17 protein-coding genes are annotated in these 18,547 nt (G+C 65.0%); all 17 read right to left on the minus strand.

The features are described from left to right. Positions 1 to 625 precede the first annotated feature (625 nt). The 17 genes from gspD to BM110_RS07855 all read right to left on the minus strand — a co-directional run bounded on the left by gspD (position 626) and on the right by BM110_RS07855 (position 18,515). Positions 626 to 2,737: a type II secretion system secretin GspD gene (gspD, locus tag BM110_RS07775; RefSeq protein ID WP_092250485.1), complete on the minus strand. Its 2,112-nt coding sequence runs from the start codon at positions 2,735 to 2,737 to the stop codon at positions 626 to 628. A gap of 5 nt (positions 2,738 to 2,742) precedes the next feature. After that, positions 2,743 to 3,261, minus strand: a complete 519-nt coding sequence (locus BM110_RS07780) for a general secretion pathway protein GspN (protein WP_092250482.1) — start codon at positions 3,259 to 3,261, stop codon at positions 2,743 to 2,745. Further along, complete coding sequence (gspM, locus tag BM110_RS07785; RefSeq protein WP_092250479.1) at positions 3,258 to 3,860, minus strand: type II secretion system protein GspM; 603 nt, start codon at positions 3,858 to 3,860, stop codon at positions 3,258 to 3,260. The genes BM110_RS07780 and gspM overlap by 4 nt, the downstream gene beginning before the upstream one ends. Then, entirely contained in the window at positions 3,835 to 4,824 is a 990-nt protein-coding gene (locus BM110_RS07790; RefSeq protein WP_092250476.1) for a type II secretion system protein GspL, read from the minus strand. The genes gspM and BM110_RS07790 overlap by 26 nt, the downstream gene beginning before the upstream one ends. Beyond that, positions 4,821 to 5,522, minus strand: a complete 702-nt coding sequence (locus tag BM110_RS07795) for a general secretion pathway protein GspK (RefSeq protein WP_093513046.1) — start codon at positions 5,520 to 5,522, stop codon at positions 4,821 to 4,823. The genes BM110_RS07790 and BM110_RS07795 overlap by 4 nt, the downstream gene beginning before the upstream one ends. Then, entirely contained in the window at positions 5,519 to 6,088 is a 570-nt protein-coding gene (locus BM110_RS07800; protein WP_093513048.1) for a prepilin-type N-terminal cleavage/methylation domain-containing protein, read from the minus strand. The genes BM110_RS07795 and BM110_RS07800 overlap by 4 nt, the downstream gene beginning before the upstream one ends. Further along, on the minus strand, positions 6,085 to 6,417 hold the full coding sequence (locus tag BM110_RS07805) for a type II secretion system protein (protein ID WP_058427615.1): 333 nt from the start codon (positions 6,415 to 6,417) through the stop codon (positions 6,085 to 6,087). The genes BM110_RS07800 and BM110_RS07805 overlap by 4 nt, the downstream gene beginning before the upstream one ends. Then, positions 6,414 to 6,839: a GspH/FimT family pseudopilin gene (locus BM110_RS07810; protein ID WP_092250470.1), complete on the minus strand. Its 426-nt coding sequence runs from the start codon at positions 6,837 to 6,839 to the stop codon at positions 6,414 to 6,416. The genes BM110_RS07805 and BM110_RS07810 overlap by 4 nt, the downstream gene beginning before the upstream one ends. A 7-nt stretch (positions 6,840 to 6,846) precedes the next feature. Then, the gene (locus BM110_RS07815; protein WP_010209194.1) at positions 6,847 to 7,236 is read right to left on the minus strand and encodes a type II secretion system protein GspG; all 390 of its coding nucleotides are present in this window, start codon (positions 7,234 to 7,236) and stop codon (positions 6,847 to 6,849) included. A gap of 13 nt (positions 7,237 to 7,249) precedes the next feature. Beyond that, on the minus strand, positions 7,250 to 8,446 hold the full coding sequence (gspF, locus tag BM110_RS07820) for a type II secretion system inner membrane protein GspF (protein WP_093124534.1): 1,197 nt from the start codon (positions 8,444 to 8,446) through the stop codon (positions 7,250 to 7,252). Further along, positions 8,443 to 10,104, minus strand: coding sequence for a type II secretion system ATPase GspE (gene gspE / locus BM110_RS07825; protein WP_371914786.1), 1,662 nt, complete (start codon positions 10,102 to 10,104; stop codon positions 8,443 to 8,445). Before gspE ends, gspF begins: the two co-directional genes overlap by 4 nt. Positions 10,105 to 10,633: 529 nt before the next feature. Further along, positions 10,634 to 11,425: a Fe(3+) dicitrate ABC transporter ATP-binding protein FecE gene (gene fecE / locus BM110_RS07830; protein WP_092250461.1), complete on the minus strand. Its 792-nt coding sequence runs from the start codon at positions 11,423 to 11,425 to the stop codon at positions 10,634 to 10,636. Between the two features lie 4 nt (positions 11,426 to 11,429). Beyond that, positions 11,430 to 12,398: an iron chelate uptake ABC transporter family permease subunit gene (locus BM110_RS07835; RefSeq protein ID WP_093513052.1), complete on the minus strand. Its 969-nt coding sequence runs from the start codon at positions 12,396 to 12,398 to the stop codon at positions 11,430 to 11,432. Next, positions 12,395 to 13,384, minus strand: a complete 990-nt coding sequence (gene fecC / locus BM110_RS07840; RefSeq protein ID WP_093513054.1) for an iron-dicitrate ABC transporter permease FecC — start codon at positions 13,382 to 13,384, stop codon at positions 12,395 to 12,397. Before fecC ends, BM110_RS07835 begins: the two co-directional genes overlap by 4 nt. A 2-nt stretch (positions 13,385 to 13,386) precedes the next feature. Next, a complete protein-coding gene (locus BM110_RS07845) occupies positions 13,387 to 14,301 on the minus strand; it encodes a Fe(3+) dicitrate ABC transporter substrate-binding protein FecB (protein WP_371322062.1) in 915 nt (304 codons plus the stop codon). Between the two features lie 127 nt (positions 14,302 to 14,428). Then, on the minus strand, positions 14,429 to 16,819 hold the full coding sequence (locus tag BM110_RS07850; protein WP_093513056.1) for a TonB-dependent receptor: 2,391 nt from the start codon (positions 16,817 to 16,819) through the stop codon (positions 14,429 to 14,431). A gap of 85 nt (positions 16,820 to 16,904) precedes the next feature. Then, a complete protein-coding gene (locus BM110_RS07855) occupies positions 16,905 to 18,515 on the minus strand; it encodes a gamma-glutamyltransferase family protein (RefSeq protein ID WP_093513058.1) in 1,611 nt (536 codons plus the stop codon). Positions 18,516 to 18,547 lie beyond the last annotated feature (32 nt).

Here is an 18,547-nt window from a genome sequence, read left to right on the forward strand (position 1 = left end):
TAGGCTCGGTGTGCCCGTAATCCGACAGTGATTTGGGGGGCCGCCTAAGATCAAAATCAAAAGCCAGATCAAAAGCAGACGGATATCTGACTGCTGTATGGAGATCAAACTGTGGGAGGGAGCTTGCTCCCGATAGCAGTGAAGCAGGCACAGATGCATCAACTGACAGACCGCTATCGGGAGCAAGCTCCCTCCCACATTTAACCGAGATCGACAGTAAAATACCGGCCACTCTGGGCTGAGGAATCAACCAGCTCTGCTTTTGATCTACACCACTCAGGTCGGCTACCAGGCCGCCGTGCTCTTGCTCTTGCTCTTGCTCTTGCTCTTGCTCTTGCTCTTGATCTGGGGCGCCCCGTCAAACACGCTGGCCGAACGCAGGCTTGAATCCGTGGGTAACCCGGCAGGACGCCGGGTTAGCCGCCCCGCGCCATGGATGGCGCGTGGCGGCGGCCCACGGATTCAAGCCGGAGTGAGGGCACACCGAGCCTAAGCGAGGTGCCGAGTGTTGGGGCGAAGGCCTTTTGCTTACTTTTGGCTGGGCCGGCTTCCGGCCTTTCCAAAAGTGAGCCGCTGTAAGAGAGGAACCATAAGTAGCCGTTACCGAAGAAACGGATATGTACACCTACCTACCCGGCCGCAACAACTGCATCTGCTGCCGATAATCATCCGTCACCTGCCGCGCCTGCCCACTACTGGTAATCACCCTGGGCGTAATCAACACAATCAACTCCGTCCGATCCTTGGACTTACTGGTACTCCCAAACAACCAGCGCAACCCTGGGACCTTTCCCAGATACGGTACGGCACTGACACTCTCCCCGTTGTCCTGCTTGATCAACCCTCCCAGCAACACCGTCTGCCCACTCTGCACCGCCACCTGCGTCGACACCGAACGCGTCGAGATACGCGGATTCACCGGCGTATCGCTAGTACCACTCTGACTCTCGGCATCACTGACCTGCTGCTGGATATCCATGTATACCAACCCCCCCGGATTGATCCGCGGCACCACATCCAGGATCACCCCGGTCTGCACATACTCGACACTGCTCAACGTGGTATCGGCGTCCCCGGTGTTGACGGTGGTCTGGCTGATGGGAATGTTGTCCCCCACCTGAATCTGCGCCGGCTGGTTGTTCATCACCACCAGCGACGGCGCCGAGAGCACCTGGGTGCGTCCATTGGTTTCCAGCGCATGCAACGCCACCTGCAGATTCGAACTGACAAATGAGTAGAACAACGAGTCCGTCGCCCCCAGCCCTGCCCCGCCACCGCCCAGCGCACCCTGGCTGCCGGAGGCATTGGCCACCGTGGTGCTGCCGGAATTGCCCGCCAGCCGCCCTAGATACCACTGCACACCCAGGTCCAGTTCACCGGTGAGCTTGACCTCAAGAATCCGTGTCTCGATCTGCACTTGCAGGGGCGGATTGTCGAGACGCTTGATCGCCGCTTCGATCTCTTTCCACTGCGCGGGACGGGTGCGCACCAACAGTTGGTTGCTGCTCTTTTGTGCGGTGATACGGGTGCCGGCTTCCAGGGCGTTGGTGGCGGCGACCGGCTGCTCTTGCGGCTCGGGTTCTTCAGCGGCAGGCGGGTTGTTCTGCAAGTCACCGGTATTGAGTGACGACAGGGTCGTCGTGCGCAGGCCAGGTGCAACCTTGGCCGGCGTGTCGTCCTTGATCGCGCCGGTGCCGTAGATCTGCCGCAGGTACTTGGCCAGGTCGGCGGCCTTCATGTTGCGCACGTCGTAGACGTACATCTGTGGCTCGTTGCCGCCGCCTTCGTCGATGGTGCGAATCCAGTCGCCGACTTCGCTGAGGTACTGGGGCTGGGAAGAAATCGCTACCACCGAGTTGGTCCGTTCAATCGGCAGAAAGCGCAGCATGCCCGCCAGGGGCATGCCGCTGTCCGGGCCGAACAGGCTTTGCAGCTGAGGCATCAACTCGGCCACCGACGCGCGTTGCAGGCCGAACACGCCCACCGACATGCCCTTGAGCCAGTCCACGTCGAAGGTGTCGATGGTGTCCTGGTAGTTGGCCAGCTCATCCGGCGTACCGGCCAGGCTCAGCACATTGCGCGCCGGGTCGACCAGCAGAAACGCATTCTCGCGGGCGAAGGGCTTGAGCAGTTTCTGCATCTCGGTGGCGGAGATGTAGCGCAGCGGAAACAGCCGCGCCGACAAGCCGCTGGAAGGTTGCGCCACGCTCATCTGCGGCACCAGCTTGCCCGCCACCGCCTGGCTGGCCGGCAGGATCACGTAGCGGTCACCCTGCTTGATCATCGCGTTGTCGGTCCAGGACAGCAGGGTTTCGAGAATCGACAAGGCCTGCTGCTTGTCCACCGGCCTGGAGGTGGAAAAGCTGACGTTGCCCTTCACGCCCTGGGCGATGCTGTAGTTTTCGTGCAGCAGGTCGCCCATCACGCTGTTGATCACCGCTTCGATGGGTTGGTCGGCGAAGTTGAACACGATGTCGCCGCCCTCTGCCTTCACACCCGGCGCGGTCGCCGGCGGACGCACGAACTGCCGGTTGCCCCGAATCAACTGGCGCTGCGCGGGGGACTTGACCAAGGGCCGGGCAACTTCCACTGGGGGCGCCTCGCCGGGCGGGCGTTGCGAGCCAGTGCCCTGCATGGCCTCGTGCAGAAGCTCATCATCCGGTTCGAGACGGTCGGGGAAGCTGCCACAGCCGCCCAGGGCAAGGGCGGTGGCCAGGCATAACGTGGAGGTGCGCATGTCGATCAAGGGAGGGGCTCGCGGGGCAAAGTAAGGGGGGGTCGCTTGGACGGTGGCGGCAAGCGCTTGGCGTAGAAGCTCAAGGTCTGGGTGCGACCGTCCAGGCTGAAACGGGCGGATTGCGGAGTGAGGTGTTCCAGGCGCCAGCCGTTGGGCAGGGTCTGGCCCAGGCGCACGGTCAGCAGCGGGCCGTCGACCTGCTTGAGCATGGCCATCTGCAGGTTGCCGGTGATCATGATGCCGCTGAGGGTGAGATGGGCCAGGCTGCTGACCTGTGCCTTGCCCACCACACGATCCGGGCTGCGATCCGGGCTGAACAGCGGCGCTTGCCACGTCGCGGCCAGGTTGTCCAACGGCACACTGGGCAGCCCTTGTACTCGAGGAGCAGGATGGGCGCGCGCAGGCGCTTCGGGCAGCCATTGCGGTTCATCACCGAGGCTGCTGAGGATCACCGCCATCAACACGCCCAGCAACCCCGACAGGCCGAGCAAGCCCCACTCCACGGGACGCAACCGGCTCATCATGGCGTCACCCGCGACGGTTGCAGGTAGCCGCGCACCAGCAGGTGCACCACCAGCTTGCCCGCACCACCATTGGCCGGCGCCTGCTGACTGCGGCGGATGCGCAACTCATCCACAAACAGGAACGGCGGCTGGTACTCCAGCTCATGCAGCAGCGCTTCCAGGGGTTCGATGGCGCAATCGAGTGTCAGGCTGACCTTGACCTGGCGATAAGGCTCGCCATCGTCCTGCTCCGCGGTGATGGGCTTGCGCTGGGTCAGGCTGCACCCGCCGCCGAGGTTGGCGTGGCTATTGATCAGGTCAGCGAGACGCTGCATCAGATCAGCGGCGACCACGTCCGGGTCGTCCCCCGGCAGCAGGCTGGTGCTGCTGGCGGGGTCCTGGCGGGCTTGCTCAAGCTGTTGGCGCAACGCATCGCGTTGGCGCAACACACCGGCATAACGTTGCTGTTGCTCGCGCAGTTGTTCGGCCTGTTCGCCCATGTCACGCAAGGGGCCAGCAAACCAGCTGTCGACCAACAGCCAGTAGGCCGCGCCGACCACCACGGCCAGTAGCAGCAAGGCCGCGCCGCGACGTTCACGGGGTGTGAGGGGTCGGCGCATCGGCGGCCTCCTGGCGTAGGTGGGCACGCAAGGCAAACTGGTCCTTGCCGGTGCGCGCATCGGGCTGGATCACCCCTTCGAACTGGGCGTTTTCCAGGCTGCGGCAGCCCTTGATGCGGGTGATCAGCGCGCTGGCCTTGGCACTCTGGCCGGAGATGGAAATTTCACCATCCTTCACGTCCAGTTGATCCAGCCAGGTGTCGGCGGGCAGGCAGGTGGTCAGGTCGTTGAGCAGCGCCGCCAGTGGCGGTTGCGCCAGTTTGCGCCGGGTGAGGTACTGCGCGGCGCCGCGGGTATTGAGCAGTTGCTGGCGCAGCGCGTGCACCTCGGCGACCTCGGCTTTTTGCCGTTGGACGCTGGCGTGCATCACGTCGATAACGCGCTGGCGGTCGTTGAGCCAGAGCAGCATCGCCGCGATCAGCAACGCCCCGCACAGCCACGGCAGGCTGCGTTGCAGGCCCATGCCGGTGGGCCGCTGCGGGCGCAGTGGCGCGGGCAGCAGATCAACGCCGAGGTCGGCCGCATCCACGCGGTGGGGATGCAGGCCGAGGGTGGCACAGTCGGCAAGCATCCGGTCCAGGCGCTCGCGCAGGATCGCCACCACTGTCACCTCAAGGTGGGTGGGCGTGCGCCGCTCCTGACGCGCCACAAAGTAGAGCTGGTCCGCCTCGAATGGCGTGTAGCGGTCCAGCTCATAACCGACCACGGCACTGAGGTTGCGCGCGGCCGCCAGGGGCAGTTGTACGGTTTGCACCAGCACAGCGTCGGCGCCGAGCATCAGCACCTGGCGCGTGCTGGCTGCTGCGACCGGCGCGCTCAATGGCCAGTGATGGATCTGCTCGGGCGGCTCTTGCCACGCCAGCCACGCAGGTACACAGGCGCGCAACTCCGCGATCCATGCCTGCCAACCCTGTTGCAGCAGGCTGCCGCGCCAGTGCCGGGCGATGGGTTCCAGTCGATTCATTCTTGCCAACGCAACACCCGGTAGGGTTGTGCGCTGTCCTCCGATGGGCTCAATAAAACGGTGACTTGAAGCCGCGCCTGATAACCGCCGGGCCGCTCGGCGCGGCTGTCCACCACCAGCACTTCGCCGGGGTCCACGCCTTCGGCGTCCTGGCGCGGCAGGTTCAGCGCCTTGCGCATCAGCGGGCTGGCGAAGGCGGGATCGGGGCGGTCCAGGTCGCTCCACAAGGTGATTTCGGGCAGCAAGCGGCTGTAGAGGGTTTGCGTCATGCCGGGCAACTGGCGTACTTCTTCCAGCACCCGCAACGGCGCCAGGCCCTGGTTGCGTCGTGCTTCGAGGGCCGTGGCCAGTTGCCTGGCCTGGGTCGGCGTAGCGCCACAGGCCAGGGCCAGGCGCGTGAAGTCCTGGGCATCAGCGTTGATCAGGTAGAGCTTGCCGCGCTCGCTGCGCAGGCTCACGTGCAAGATGGCGTCGTCAAAGCTCAGGGGGATATCGCGGCCATCGGCAACCCAGTGCCGCTCGGCCATGACCAGCGCGATGCCGGCTTCGGCGGCCAATACGGTCTGGGTGTGCTGGCGCAGCCACAGGGCCTGGCGACTTTCCAGCTGTACCCAGCCAGCCAGGCCGCCGAGCAACACGCTGAGCAGCGCCAGTACCCACAGCACCAGCAGCAACGCTGCACCGCGTTGGCGCCTCATTCTTCAACGCTTCCGCTGGACAGGTTCAGGCGCAGGGCAATCACCTGGGTGACCCAGGGCACCGGCCCCGCCACGCTGGCAGCGATACGCACGGCCGAAGGCAAGCGCCTGGGCCAGGGCCATTCACTCACCCAGCCGGTGGGTTGGCCCAGCGGCGACTCACCGCGATAGCTGAACTGCAACGCCTCAATGTTGTTCAGCAGCACCTGGGGTTCACGTTGAGAAAACCCCACCTGCAACGCCTGTTCGACCCGTTGCAGGCTGAACCGATGGATCCCGCCACCGAGCACGCCGGGCAAGGTCGAGACGAACTCCAGGCGCTGCGCCGTGCCGACAAAGAAACCATCGCCCTCGCCCACCGCCAGCGGCAACGCTTCGCTGATCGCCGTGCGCAAGAACTGTTGGGCGGCACGCACTTCATCCAGGTTCACTGTGTATGCCTGGGCCTTGGACACGGCACGATTGGCCCCCAGCAATGCACCGCCGACCAGCACCAGCAACACGCCGAGCAAGCTGAGCACCACAAGGATTTCCAGCAAGGTGAAGCCCTGTTCACGGCGCTTCACAGGCGCGCCTTCAAGGTGCTGAAGCGGGCCTGGTGCGAGCCTTCGCTGAGGACCAGGTCGAGGCGCACAATCCGTGCCTGCTGCCGGGTGCTGGTCAACTGCCAGTGGATGCCGTCGAGTTCGCCCTGACTGACGCCGTTGCTCAAGCGCCCCGCCGCTTCCTGGTCGAAAATCGTCAGCGCTGCGTGGGTCAACCGGTCGCTGTGGGCCACTTGGGACAACGAGCGCGCACTCTGGCCAAACGCAACCAGCAGCACCGTGCTGCACACCGCCATCAGCGTGAGGGCGGCGAGCATTTCCAGCAGGGTGAAACCGGCCTGGCGCTTCATGGCAGCGCCTTGGATTGCACGCTGCCGGTGAGCCAGCCGATATCGATGCGCCAACGCCGGGCGCCACTGGCCACCAGAAGATTGCCGCCGGTGGAGCTGCCGTCGGGGTAGAACTCGACGCCAGGGCCGACCTGTTCGGCGGTGTGCAGCGTGACATGCAACCGCGACGGCCACCGTTGCAACGCACGCCCCGGCGCCTGGAACGTACGGTCGCTCAGATCGAATACGGTACGCGCAGGCTGCCCGCTGACAATCGCCCCCGCCCGCGTGGTACGCAGCGCCTCCACCATCTGCCCCACCGCACGGCGTTCCTGCGCCACCTGCAAGCCCTGGCGCACGCCCAGCCCCAGCACGCTGGCAGCCAGGCTGATCAGCAGGATCACCACCAGCATTTCCAGCAGGGTGAAGCCGCGCTGCAACATGGCGGCCCTACTCCCAATTGCCCAGGTCGGCGCTGTAGCCTTCGCCGCCCGGCTGGCCGTCCTGGCCATAGAAGATCAGATCGAACGCGCCGTGTTCGCCGGGAAAGCGATAACCGAAGGCGTGCCCGAACGGGTCCTTGAGGTCCGACGGCTTGGCATAGCCACCGGGCCTGTCCACCAGCTGTTGCAGGCTGGTGGGCGGTGCACCGACGTCGAGGGCGTAGCTGTCGATCTTCATGCTCAGGCTGGCCAACTGGGCCTTGCCCGCACCGTACTTGCCCTTGTCCACATTGCCGCCGACCTGGCGCACGACGATGGTGGCGACGATGCCCAGCAGCACGATCACCGCGAGCATTTCCAACAGGGTGAAACCGCCTTGGCGGCGTGGTTTTCTCATGGGGTCAGCTCCTTTATAGATTGCTGGTCAGGCTCATCAGCGGCAGCATGATCGCCAGCATGATCACCGCCACCAGCACCGCCATGACAACTGTCAGGGACGGCACCAGCGCGGCCAACAGGCGGTCGATGCCGCGCTTGGCTTCGACGTCGAAGATGTCGGCCATCTTGAGCAACATGCCGTCGAGTTCGCCGGCCTGTTCGCCGACTTCAATCATTTGCAGGGCCAGTTCGGGCAACAGCGGCTGGCTGCCGAACGCGCTGGCGAGGGTGCCGCCGCCTTTTACCGATTCCGCCGCACGCCCGACCTGCGCCTGCAACGCGTGGTTGGTGCAGACTTGCCGCGCAATCACCAAGGCCTGCAGCAACGCCACGCCATTGCTCAGCAGCGTGCCGAGGGTGCGTGCCAGACGCGCCGCCTCGACGCGTTGCAGCAACGGGCCGACCACGCGAATACCGAGCAGCCGCCGGTCGCAATGCTCGCGAAACAGCGGATCGCGCAAGCGCGCGGCCCCCAACCAGACGATCACGATCAACCCGGCCAACAGCGCCAGGCCATAGGCGCCGAGAAACGTTCCAAGGGCCAGGATCACCTCGGTGATCAGTGGAATCGGCACGCCCAGGTCCTGGAAGATCGGCACGAACTGCGGCACCACATACGCCAGCAGCAACGCCAGGGATCCCAGCACGCCCACCACCAGGAACGCCGGATAGATCAGCGCATTGATCACTTCGCCACGCAGCAGTTGGCTGCGTTCCAGGTAATCACTGAGTTGGCGCAGGGTTGCTTCCAGCGCGCCACCGGCCTCACCGGCGCGCACCATGCTCAGGTACAACGGCGAGAACGCCGCACCCTCTTCCTCCAGCGCGGCGGACAATGGCTTGCCGGCCTTGACGCGGTCGCGCAGGCGCTCGATCAGCGCACGTACCTGGGGTGGGCCGGGCTGCTTGAGTAGCAGGCTCAACGAGCGCTCAAGCGGCTGGCCCGCTCCCAGCAGCGTCGCCAATTGCTGGGTAAAACTCACCAACGCCTGGCCCTTCAACGGCCTGTGTGCCGTGCGCAGGCCAAGGCTGCCGGCCGGTTCGATGTGCAACAGCAGCCACCCTCGCTTGTGCAGGACCGCCACCGCAGCGGTTTGATCGGTGGCCTCCAACGTACCGTTCTGCGGCGTGCCCTGGCTGTCCAGGGCGCGGTATCTGAACAGGCTCACGCATCCTCTCCACGGGTCACGCGCAGCACTTCTTCCAGCGAAGTAATCCCCGCCAGTGCCTGGCGCAAACCTTCTTCATACAAGGTGCGCAAACCGGCGCGGCGCGCGGCCTGCTCCAGGGTCGAGGCATCGGCGTGGCGCATCAGCAGGCTGCGCAGTTCGTCGTTCATCACCAGCAGTTCGGTGAGGGCGCTGCGGCCGTGATAGGCGCCGCGATAGAGCAGGATCGGGCGTTGTTCGGTGAGGCGATCCAGGCCGTGTTCGGCGATCAGTTCGGGCGGCGCTTCGAAAGCGACACGCGTGGCCGGGTCCAGGCGCCGCACCAGGCGCTGGGCGAGGATGCCGCTGACGGTCGAGGCGATCAGGTAGCTTTCCACGCCCATGTCCAGCAGCCGCGTGATGCTCGCGGCGGCGCTGTTGGTGTGCAGGGTGGAGAGCACCAGGTGCCCGGTGAGGGAAGATTGGATGGCGATGCGGCAGGTTTCCAGGTCGCGGATCTCGCCGATCATGATCACGTCCGGGTCCTGGCGCACGATGGAGCGCAACGCCCCGGCGAAGTCCAGGCCGATGGCGGGCTTGACCTGGATCTGGTTGATGCCTTCGAGCTGGTACTCCACCGGGTCTTCCACGGTGATGATCTTGCGCTCGGCGGTGTTGAGCCGCGACAGCGCGGTGTAGAGCGTAGTGGTCTTGCCGGAGCCGGTGGGCCCGGTGACCAGCAGGATGCCGTGGGGCCGTTCCAGCAGCTCGAGGAAGGCGGCCAGCCGCTGGCCGTCGAAGCCCAGGCTGGGAAAGTCGAACTGCACGGTTTGCCGGTCCAGCAGGCGCAGCACCACCGACTCGCCGAAACTGGTGGGCACCGTGGACACCCGCAGGTCCAGTTCCTTGCCCTGGATACGCAACATGATGCGCCCATCCTGCGGCAGCCGGCGCTCGGCGATGTCCAGCCGCGCCATGATCTTCACCCGCGAAATCACCGCCGCCGAGGAACTGGCCGGCGGCGCTTCGGCGTCATGCAGCACACCGTCGATGCGGTAGCGCACCTTGAGCTGGTGTTCGAAGGGTTCGATGTGGATGTCCGAAGCACGTTGCTCCACGGCGCGTTGCAGGATCAGGTTGACCAGGCGGATCACCGGCGCTTCGGAGGCCAGGTCCTTGAGGTGTTCGATATCGTCCTGGGCGCCGCCCTGTTCATCGAGGTTTTCGATCAGCGTGCCCATGGCCGAACGGCCCTGGCCGTAGTAACGCTCGATCAGTGTATCGACCTCAGTGCGCGGACCGATGGCCAGCCACACCGGCACCTGGCATGCATAGGCCAGGGCCTGGAACGGATAACGCAGCGCCGGGTTGGCGGCCAGCACGCGCAGGCCACCCTGGGTCCAGCCCATGGGCGCGACCTGGTAATGGCGCATGAAGCGTTCAGTCAGGGCAGGCAAGGGATCGAGCAACGGCGGCGCGGCGTCCGCCAGCAACAGCGGCGCACCGAGCAACGCCGCCCAGGCGCGGGCCAGTTCGATATCGGAAACCAGGCCCAGGCGGGTCAGCAGGCTTAGCAGGTCATCCGACGGCAAGCGCCGGGCGCGCTCCAGGTCCACCGTTTTCAGCCCAGCATGCTGCATCAGCCACGCACACACCTGGTCGGTGTGCGGGATCTGCATCTGGCAGGCATCGATAGGCGCTGACGACATAAGGTTGAGGTATCTAGTATTGCGAGAAAGTATGGCTATTTGGAACTACTTAAACATGCCATTAGTTAGCCATAACCCAAGCGAGAGCAAGCCGGGGTTATCGACTGGAAGTTATAGCGCTAGTTCCTGAAAGAGGGGAATAAAATAAACACAATGACCAAGAACCCCGTGACAGAGCCTTAGCAGCTAATAGCCACTACTTCGCTAGTTGCAATTAGCCACTTGTGCGCTTTCCCACAATTAAACGGCAGCCCGATAAATTCACAGAACTTACTTCACCTGTGACGCGGAGCACACTCGCACTTTCGAGTGGCCGTTCACCAGGATTATCGAGCGTTGAAATGTGGGAGCGCGCTGATTGGATTGCGTGACTGTTTTTGGGGCTGCTTCGCAGCCCAACGCGGGGCAAGCCCGCTCGCCACAGCAGGCCGGCCCACCACAGCAGGCCGGCTACACAGAACAAAAACCGTATCCACGATGCGAAGCGAGTCGGTCTTGATCAGGCCTTGGCCCGAGTGCTTTTTTCAACCAGGCACATCGGCGTGCCAGCGACCGGCTCTTGCATCACCTGCACCTGCACCTCAAATACCCGCCGCATCAACTCGGCACTGACCACCTCCGCCGGTGCGCCATCAGCGACCAGTTTGCCGCCGTGCATCACCGCCAGGTGATCGGCATAACGGCAGGCCTGGTTGATGTCATGCAGCACAGTGATGACGGTCTTGCCCTCGGCAGCCAGTTCGCCCATCAGGTCGAGCAGTTCGACCTGATGGCTGATGTCGAGGTAAGTGGTGGGTTCATCCAGCAGCACCACCGGCGCATTCTGCGCCAACACCATCGCCAGCCAGGCACGCTGGCGCTGGCCGCCGGACAGGTCCGCCAGGGCGCGATCAGCCAGCACGTCCAGTTCCAGGCGCTGCATGGCTTGGCTCACGTGAGCTTGATCACTGCCGCTCAGGCGTCCCCACAGCGAGTTATGCGGGCTGCGGCCATAGGCAACCAACTGGCGCACGCTGACGCCTTCCGGCACCGGCAACACTTGCGGCAAGAATGCGATGTGCCGGGCCAACTGGCGGGCAGACAGGCTGGCATAGGCCTGGCCATCCAGGGTCAGCTCGCCCTGAGTCGGCTTGAGGATGCGCGCGAAGGCCTTGAGCAAGGTGGACTTGCCGCAGCCATTGGGGCCGATCAACGCGGTGACCTTGCCGGCGGGCGGTGCAAAGGACAGACCTTGCACGATACGGGTGGCGCCGTAGCCGATGTCCAGCTCACGTGCCTGGAGAATACTCATGTCATCAACCCCTGAACCGTGCCAGCAACCAAAGAAAATACGGCGCGCCGATCACCGCTGTAAGCACCCCGGCGGGGATTTCGCTGGGCGCGATCAGCGTGCGCCCCAGCGTATCGGCGAGCACCAGCAGCAACGCACCGATCAGCATCGCCGCCGGCAGCAGGTACTGGTGATGCCCGCCCACCAGCCGGCGCGCCATGTGCGGCGCGACCAGGCCGATAAAGCCAATCGGACCGATCACCCCCACGCCCAGGCTGGTGAGCAACACCGCGCAGGCCATCGCCGACCAACGCGTACGGCTCAGCGCGGTGCCCAGGCTGTGAGCCGCCTCATCGCCCAAGGCGATCAGGTTGAGCGGCTTGGCCAGGCACAGGCCCACGGGGATCAATACGAGGAACGGCAACACCAGCGCCACATGGTGCCAGTTGCGGCTCCACAGGCTGCCGGTCAGCGCGAGCAGCGCGGTGTTGATATCCAGGGGATGAGAGAGGATCAGAAACTCGGTGACACTGGACAAGGTCACCGCAATCGCCACCCCGGACAACGCAAAGCGCACCCCGGAAAAACTCACGCCGGTGTTGTACAGCGCCAGCAGCAACGCGCCGCCGGCCCCGCCCAGGCAAGCCACCAGCGGCAGCCAGGCAATCGGCAGGTGTGGCCAACTGATGATCGCCACGGTCAGCGCGAGCCCGGCGCCCTGGGTTACGCCGAGGATCTCCGGCGAGGCCAGCGGATTACGGATCACGCCCTGCACAATCGCCCCGGCCAGGCCGAAGGCCGCACCGGCGAGAATCGCGATCAGGCTGCGCGGCAGGCGGTGGTTCCACACTTCGAAGTCAAGGACGTCGTGGGCCAGCAGGCGTTCGAAAACGGTTTGCGGCGTGAGCCACAGGGTGCCGGCGCTGAGGCTGACAAGGGTTGCCAGCAGCAACAACCCGAGCAGCAGCCACAGGCGCAGTCGTGGTCGGATCATAGAGCACGCCTGGCAAGAAAGAGGAAAAACGGCGCGCCGATCAGCGCGGTGACCACTCCCGCCGGCGTTTCCACCGGGAAGGCAACAGCGCGGCTGAGCAGGTCGGCCCCCAGCACGATCACCGCGCCCAATGCGGCGCTCAGCGGGATCAGCCAGCGGTAGTCATTGCCCAGGAACTGGCGCAGGATATTCGGCGCGATCAGCCCGACAAACCCGATCGGCCCCACCGCACACACGCTGGCGCCCACCAGCAGCAAACTGGCGACAAACACCTGCAGACGCAGGCTGGCGATGCCGACGCCCAGTGAGCGTGCGGCGTCTTCGCCGAGGTTGATCAGGTTCAGGCGCGGCGCGCACCAGAGTGCCCACAGGCCGCCGATCAAGGCGCATGGCCAGAGCACTTGCACCTGCGCAGCGCCGACATTGGCCAGTGAACCGGCCAGCCAGTTGAGCACGCTTTGCGCCTGGGCCTCGACCAGGATCACTGCGAGCCGGGTCAACGCGGCGCACAACGCCGCCACGGCCACGCCAGCCAAAACCAGACGGCCCTGGGCCGTGGTCGGCGACCAGGCACCGCCGAGGCTGAACACGGTGATCCAGGCCAGCGCGCCGCCCAGGCAGGTCATCAACAGCGCACCGCCGGCAAAGGGCGGCGCGACCAGGCCGGTGGAAAACAGGGCCAGTCCCAGCGCGGCGCCCGCCGTCACGCCAAACAGCGACGGCGAGGCCAGACGGTTGCGCGTAATGCCCTGCATCAGCGCCCCCGCGAGGCCCAGGCAGGCACCGACCAACGCGGCACACACGGCCCGTGGCACACGCAACTGGGCGACGATATAGGCCATGTTGCCGCCGACGCGGCCCTGGTGAACCAGGCCATTCCACGCATCCGTCGCTGTCAGGGTGAATGGCGACCAGCTGTACAGCGACAGCCAGAACAACCCGGCACCCGACAGCAGAATGCCAATGGCGGCGAAACTGCGTTGCACGGTTATTGGCTCAATACGGCTTTGCCGCCCTTGAGAATCGCCAGCGCATCCTCGGCGATCTGCTCCGACGCCAGCACGCCACGGTTGCGCGCCCAGCTGTCGCCATCCACTTCGGCCACATGCTTATTGCGCACGGCGCCGAGCACTTGCCACAAGGGCTGCTTGCTCCAGCTGTCGACGATGCTGGGGCGACGGTAATGACCGACCAGCAACCAACCCGGGTCGAGGGCCAGCAACTGTTCCAGGCTGACGAACTCGGTGGGCGCGGCGTTGGCGCGTACCGATGGGACTTTCAGGCCGATGGCCTCAAGCACGCTGCCGGCGTAGGAGTCCGGGCCATGCACGGAGAAGCTGTCCTCACGCGCCACACCGAACAACACGCTGGCGCCGGCCGGAATCTGTTGCGCGATGGCCTTGAGGTTTTCACGGTTCTTCTGGATGCGCGCCTCCATCTGCGCGCTCTTGCCGAGGGCCTTGCCAATCAGTTCGGCGGATTTGAGGCTGCCCTGGTAATCCTCGCCACGGGACGGCAACAGCAAGGTCGGCGCGATGCTCGCCAGGTCGCTGTACAGCGCCTGGTGGCGATTAAGGTCGGCCACGATCAGATCGGGCTTGAGCCGGGCGATCTCCTCGATGCTCGGCTGCGAGCGCAGGCCCACCGACTGCCATTGGCCGATGGCCTGGCGTACGCGGGGCAACACGCGGTTGGCATCGCCATCATCGGCGGCGCCGACCGGGGTGACGTCAACGGCGGCCAGGCTGTCGAGAAAGGAGAATTCCAGCACCACCACGCGTTTGGGGGCATCGGGCAGATGCACGGCGTGCTGGCCGTCGTTGAGGTCGATGGGGGCGGCGCTCAGCAGGCTGGACGAGAACGCCAGGACACAGGCGGCCAGGGTGGGGATGGAACGCAGCATTCGCATGACAAGGACCTCGGCGTTAAAACACCCCGGCTAGGCAGGCCGGGGAAAACGGCGGGTACTATTCCATATCGGCGCGGCGTGATCAAAAAACATTCTCATTTATAACCTGCACGGCCCAGTGTCAGAAGTCGACGGTGGCCGACAGCAGGTAGGTGCGCGGCGTCGACAGGGTCAGCCCCGGCTCGCTGTCATCCGATGCACCGGCCGAGCTCCAGTAGCGTTTATCGGCGACGTTCTCCACATTCGCCCGCAGGGTGATGTGCTTGTCATCCACCTTGAAGCCATAGCGCGCACCCACGTCGAGGCGGTTCCAGGCGTCGATTTCCTTGACGTTGGACTGGTCGAGGTACTGCGAGCTGGAGTAGATGCCACGGCTGGTCAACGTCAGGCCTTCCAGGCCCGGCACGTCCCATTCGGCGCCGAGGTTGACGTTGTACTTGGGCGTGGCCGGCGCACGGTTGCCGTCCCAGGTGCCATTGGTGGTGTCTTTGAGTTTGCTGTCGATGTACATCACCCCGCCCAGCAGGCGGAAGCCCTTGAGCGGTTCGCCGAACACGCTCAGTTCCACACCGGCATTCTCGCGCTTGCCGTTGGGGCCAAACAGCCGCGTGGTCGCATTGGTTTCATAGGCCGGTTGCTTGATGCGGAACACGGCGGCGGTCACCGCGAAGGCACCGGCATCGTACTTGGCGCCCACTTCCACCTGGCGGCTGATGAACGGCGGGAAGATCTCGTCTTCGTTTCTCGAGGTCGACGGCGCGATCTTGCCCTGGCTCAGGCCCTCCATGTAGTTGGCGTACAGCGACAACTTGTCGGTGGCCTTGAACAGGATGCCGCCCGACGGCGATACCTTTTCTTCGTCATAGGCGGTGTCGCCTTTGATCCCGTCGCTCCAGTCAGTCACCTTGACCCGCTGCCAGCGCGCACCGAGGGTGAGCAACAGGCGGTCGTCGAAAAAACCCAGGGTGTCGGACAAGGCCACGCCGCTGAATTTGTTTTCGGTGTAGACCTTGGGATCGAAGCGCGTCGGCCGTGACGGCGTCGGCGACTGCACCGGGTTGTAGAGATTGCTCGACGGCGCCGTATACCGCGCACCGCCGTTGGTGAAGTCCATGTCGAAGTAGCTGGCGGCCAGGTTGACCTCATGGCTCACCGGCCCGGTATGGAACCAGTTGCGCACGCCAGCGGTGTAGGTGCGCACGTTTTCATCGCGGGTGAAATCCCGCGGCTGCACGCTGAAATCGCCGGCCGCATTGGTCACCGAAACCGCGTGGCGCAGGAAGTCGTGGTTGCTTTTGCGCGCGCCCACGCCACCGTAGAGCATCACGTTGTCACTGAGGTCGTACTCGGCGTTGACCGTACCAAAGGTGTCATTGGTGCGAGCCTTGCTCCACGACTGCGCATAGTTGCGGCGCACATCGCTGGCACTCGGCACCGGCGCAGCGGCCGCCACCTGCACGCGCTCCTGGGGGGCATCGGTGTCGCGCTCGGTGTGGCCGATATCGGTGGAAAGGCGCAGGCGCTCGCCGCGAAAATCCAGGCCCAGCACGGCCATTTCGCGGTCGACGCTCTGGTGGTCCCAGGCGGTGTCGCCGGATTGCTTCACGCCGTTGAAGCGAATGCCGTACTGGTTGTCCTCGCCAAAGCGTCGGCCAATGTCGACCGCACCGCCGGCCTGGCTGTCGGACGCCCAGTTGCCGGTAAACGAGTTGATGTCCTTGTCGGTCGCGCGCTTGGGCACCACGTTGATCCCGCCGCCGACGCTGCCACGCGGCGAAATGCCGTTGATCAACTGGCTCGGGCCTTTGAGGATGTCGACGCGGTCGGCCATTTCCATGTCGATGGTGTACGTCGGCAGCACGCCGTACAGGCCGTTGTAGGCCACGTCACTGTTGAACAGGCTGAACCCGCGAATGGTGAATTGCTCGTAGCGCCCACCGGCCGGGTTGGTGGCGCGCACCGAGGGGTCGGCGGCGATCAGGTCGCCGAGGGTGCGTGCCTGCTGGTTTTTCACCGCCTCCTGGGTGTAGGTGGTGATGCTGAACGGAGTCTCCATGAAATCCCGCGTGCCCAGCATGCCCTGCGCCGTGCGGCGCGCCACCTGGCCACCGGCGTAGGTGTCGCCGTCGTACAGGCCGGTGGTGCCGAGGATCGACGTGGGCGCCAGCTCCAGGCTGCTGCCCTCCGGCACCGGCACCAGCATGTAGGCCTGCTCGCCCATGGCTTGCAGTTGCAGGCCGGAACCTTGCAGCAGGCGGGCAAAGCCCTCCTCCACGCCGTATTCGCCGGACAAGCCAGTGCTGCTGCGCCCGCTGACCAGCGCCGGGTCCACCGACAGGTTGACCCCCGACAGCCCGGCAAAACGCGTCAGCGCCGCGCTCAGGCTGCCCGCCGGCACTTGGTAGCTGCGCCGCGCGGCGGTGTCTTCGGCGTAGCTGACGGCGGCGAAAAACGGGCTGGCGCTGAGGCTCAGCATCAGGCTCAGTTTGAGCAAGGGGCGGACTGCGGGCATTGGCGGAAGCTCTCGATATTGTTCACTTGCCTGGAATGACAGGCGAGGTGAAAAAAAGGGACAGGCTTCAGCCAATTTTTTTCGCTTACCACACTGCGATCGTTGAATCCGTCCTTGGCTCCGTTCCGCCGCACAATACACCACTGACCGGATCACGCAGGATGATCTGGCCACGCCCGTAGTCGGTGAGGTCGCTGGCGATCTGCACCTGGTGCCCGCGTCGCGCCAGGGCATTGGCCAGGTCACTAGAGGCACCGTGTTCGATGCCGACCTTCATGTCGCCCAGCCATTGCCAGCGCGGCGCGTCCAGGGCCGCTTGCGGGTTGAGGCCGAAGTCCACCAGGTTCATCACCATCTGCACATGGCCCTGGGGCTGCATGTAGCCGCCCATCACGCCGAATGGCCCGAGGGCCTGCCCGTCCTTGGTGAGGAAGCCGGGAATAATGGTGTGGAAGGTTTTCTTGCCCGGTGCCAGGCAGTTGGCGTGGCTCGGGTCGAGGCTGAATTCCTGCCCACGGTTCTGCAGGGCGATGCCGCTGTCGGGCAGCACCACGCCGGAGCCGAAGCCGTGGTAGTTGCTCTGGATGAACGAGACCATATTGCCCTCGGCATCCGCCGTGGCCAGGTACACCGTGCCGCTGGCATGGGGGTCACCGGGCTTGGGCGGTTGCGCCTGTTCGCCGATCTGCCCACGGCGGCGGGTGCTGTAGGCATCGCTGAGCAGGTCGGCGACGGCCACGCGCATGTGCAACGGGTCGGTGATGTGGTGCAGGCCGTCGCTGTAGGCGAGTTTCATCGCCTCCAACTGGCGGTGCCAGGTCTGCTGGCTGTCGCGGTGATCGAAGCTGAAGCCTTCAAGGATTTTCAACGCCATCAGCGCCACCAGGCCCTGGCCGCTGGGCGGGATTTCCCAGACGTCCACCCCTCGGTAGTTGACGTGGATCGGGTCCACCCATTGGGCGCGATAATCCTGGAGGTCGCTGGCGCGCAGGTAACCGCCACTGGCCCTGGAATGCGCATCCAGGCGTTCGGCCAGGGCACCGCGATACAAGCTTTCGCAACGGGTAGCGGCGAGTTCTTCCAAGGTACGTGCCTGGGCCGGGTTGCGGAATATCTCACCCGCCCGGGGCGCACGGCCGTCGATCAGGAACGTGTCGAACCAGGCGTCCAGGGCCGGGTCACGATGGGGGCCGAATTCATCCAGCGCGGCCTGCCAGAGCTGGGCGATCACCGGCGACAACGGGAAGCCGTCACGCGCCAGGCTGATGGCGGGCTGCAGCAACTCGGCAAACGGCAACTTGCCGAAGCGCTCGGACAGCTCGGCCCAGGCCGAGGGGCAACCGGGCACGGTGACCGGGGTCCAGCCATACAGCGGCATCCGGTCGTGCCCCGCCGCCTTGACCGCCTCGATACTCAAGGCCGCCGGCGCGTGGCCATTGCCGTTCAGGCCGTGCAACCGGCCCTTGCGCCAGACCAGCGCGAACGCGTCGCCGCCCAGGCCACAGCCGGTGGGCTCCACCACCGTCAGCGCGGCCGCCGTGGCAATCGCCGCATCAATGGCGTTACCGCCCTGTTGCATGATCTGGATACCGGCCTGGGCCGCCAGGGGCTGGGACGCCGCAACCATGCCGCGACGGGCAAATACGCTTTGGCGCTGCGAGGGATAGGGGTACTCGTGAGCAGAAAATTTCAACATGGCTAAGACTCGTCAACACAGGGTGATGGAAA

This window comes from Pseudomonas sp. NFPP28, from assembly GCF_900115535.1.
Classification (GTDB): Bacteria; Pseudomonadota; Gammaproteobacteria; order Pseudomonadales; family Pseudomonadaceae; genus Aquipseudomonas; species Aquipseudomonas extremorientalis.

Bases quoted from the DNA above. Each gene is read 5' to 3' on its own strand.
- gspD (WP_092250485.1), bottom strand. From the start codon at position 2,737: ATGCGCACCTCCACGTTATGCCTGGCCACCGCCCTTGCCCTGGGCGGC.
- BM110_RS07780 (WP_092250482.1), bottom strand. From the start codon at position 3,261: ATGATGAGCCGGTTGCGTCCCGTGGAGTGGGGCTTGCTCGGCCTGTCG.
- gspM (WP_092250479.1), bottom strand. From the start codon at position 3,860: ATGCGCCGACCCCTCACACCCCGTGAACGTCGCGGCGCGGCCTTGCTG.
- BM110_RS07790 (WP_092250476.1), bottom strand. From the start codon at position 4,824: ATGAATCGACTGGAACCCATCGCCCGGCACTGGCGCGGCAGCCTGCTG.
- BM110_RS07795 (WP_093513046.1), bottom strand. From the start codon at position 5,522: ATGAGGCGCCAACGCGGTGCAGCGTTGCTGCTGGTGCTGTGGGTACTG.
- BM110_RS07805 (WP_058427615.1), bottom strand. From the start codon at position 6,417: ATGAAGCGCCAGGCCGGTTTCACCCTGCTGGAAATGCTCGCCGCCCTC.
- BM110_RS07810 (WP_092250470.1), bottom strand. From the start codon at position 6,839: ATGTTGCAGCGCGGCTTCACCCTGCTGGAAATGCTGGTGGTGATCCTG.
- BM110_RS07815 (WP_010209194.1), bottom strand. From the start codon at position 7,236: ATGAGAAAACCACGCCGCCAAGGCGGTTTCACCCTGTTGGAAATGCTC.
- gspE (WP_371914786.1), bottom strand. From the start codon at position 10,104: ATGCAGATCCCGCACACCGACCAGGTGTGTGCGTGGCTGATGCAGCAT.
- fecE (WP_092250461.1), bottom strand. From the start codon at position 11,425: ATGAGTATTCTCCAGGCACGTGAGCTGGACATCGGCTACGGCGCCACC.
- BM110_RS07835 (WP_093513052.1), bottom strand. From the start codon at position 12,398: ATGATCCGACCACGACTGCGCCTGTGGCTGCTGCTCGGGTTGTTGCTG.
- BM110_RS07845 (WP_371322062.1), bottom strand. From the start codon at position 14,301: ATGCTGCGTTCCATCCCCACCCTGGCCGCCTGTGTCCTGGCGTTCTCG.
- BM110_RS07850 (WP_093513056.1), bottom strand. From the start codon at position 16,819: ATGCCCGCAGTCCGCCCCTTGCTCAAACTGAGCCTGATGCTGAGCCTC.
- BM110_RS07855 (WP_093513058.1), bottom strand. From the start codon at position 18,515: ATGTTGAAATTTTCTGCTCACGAGTACCCCTATCCCTCGCAGCGCCAA.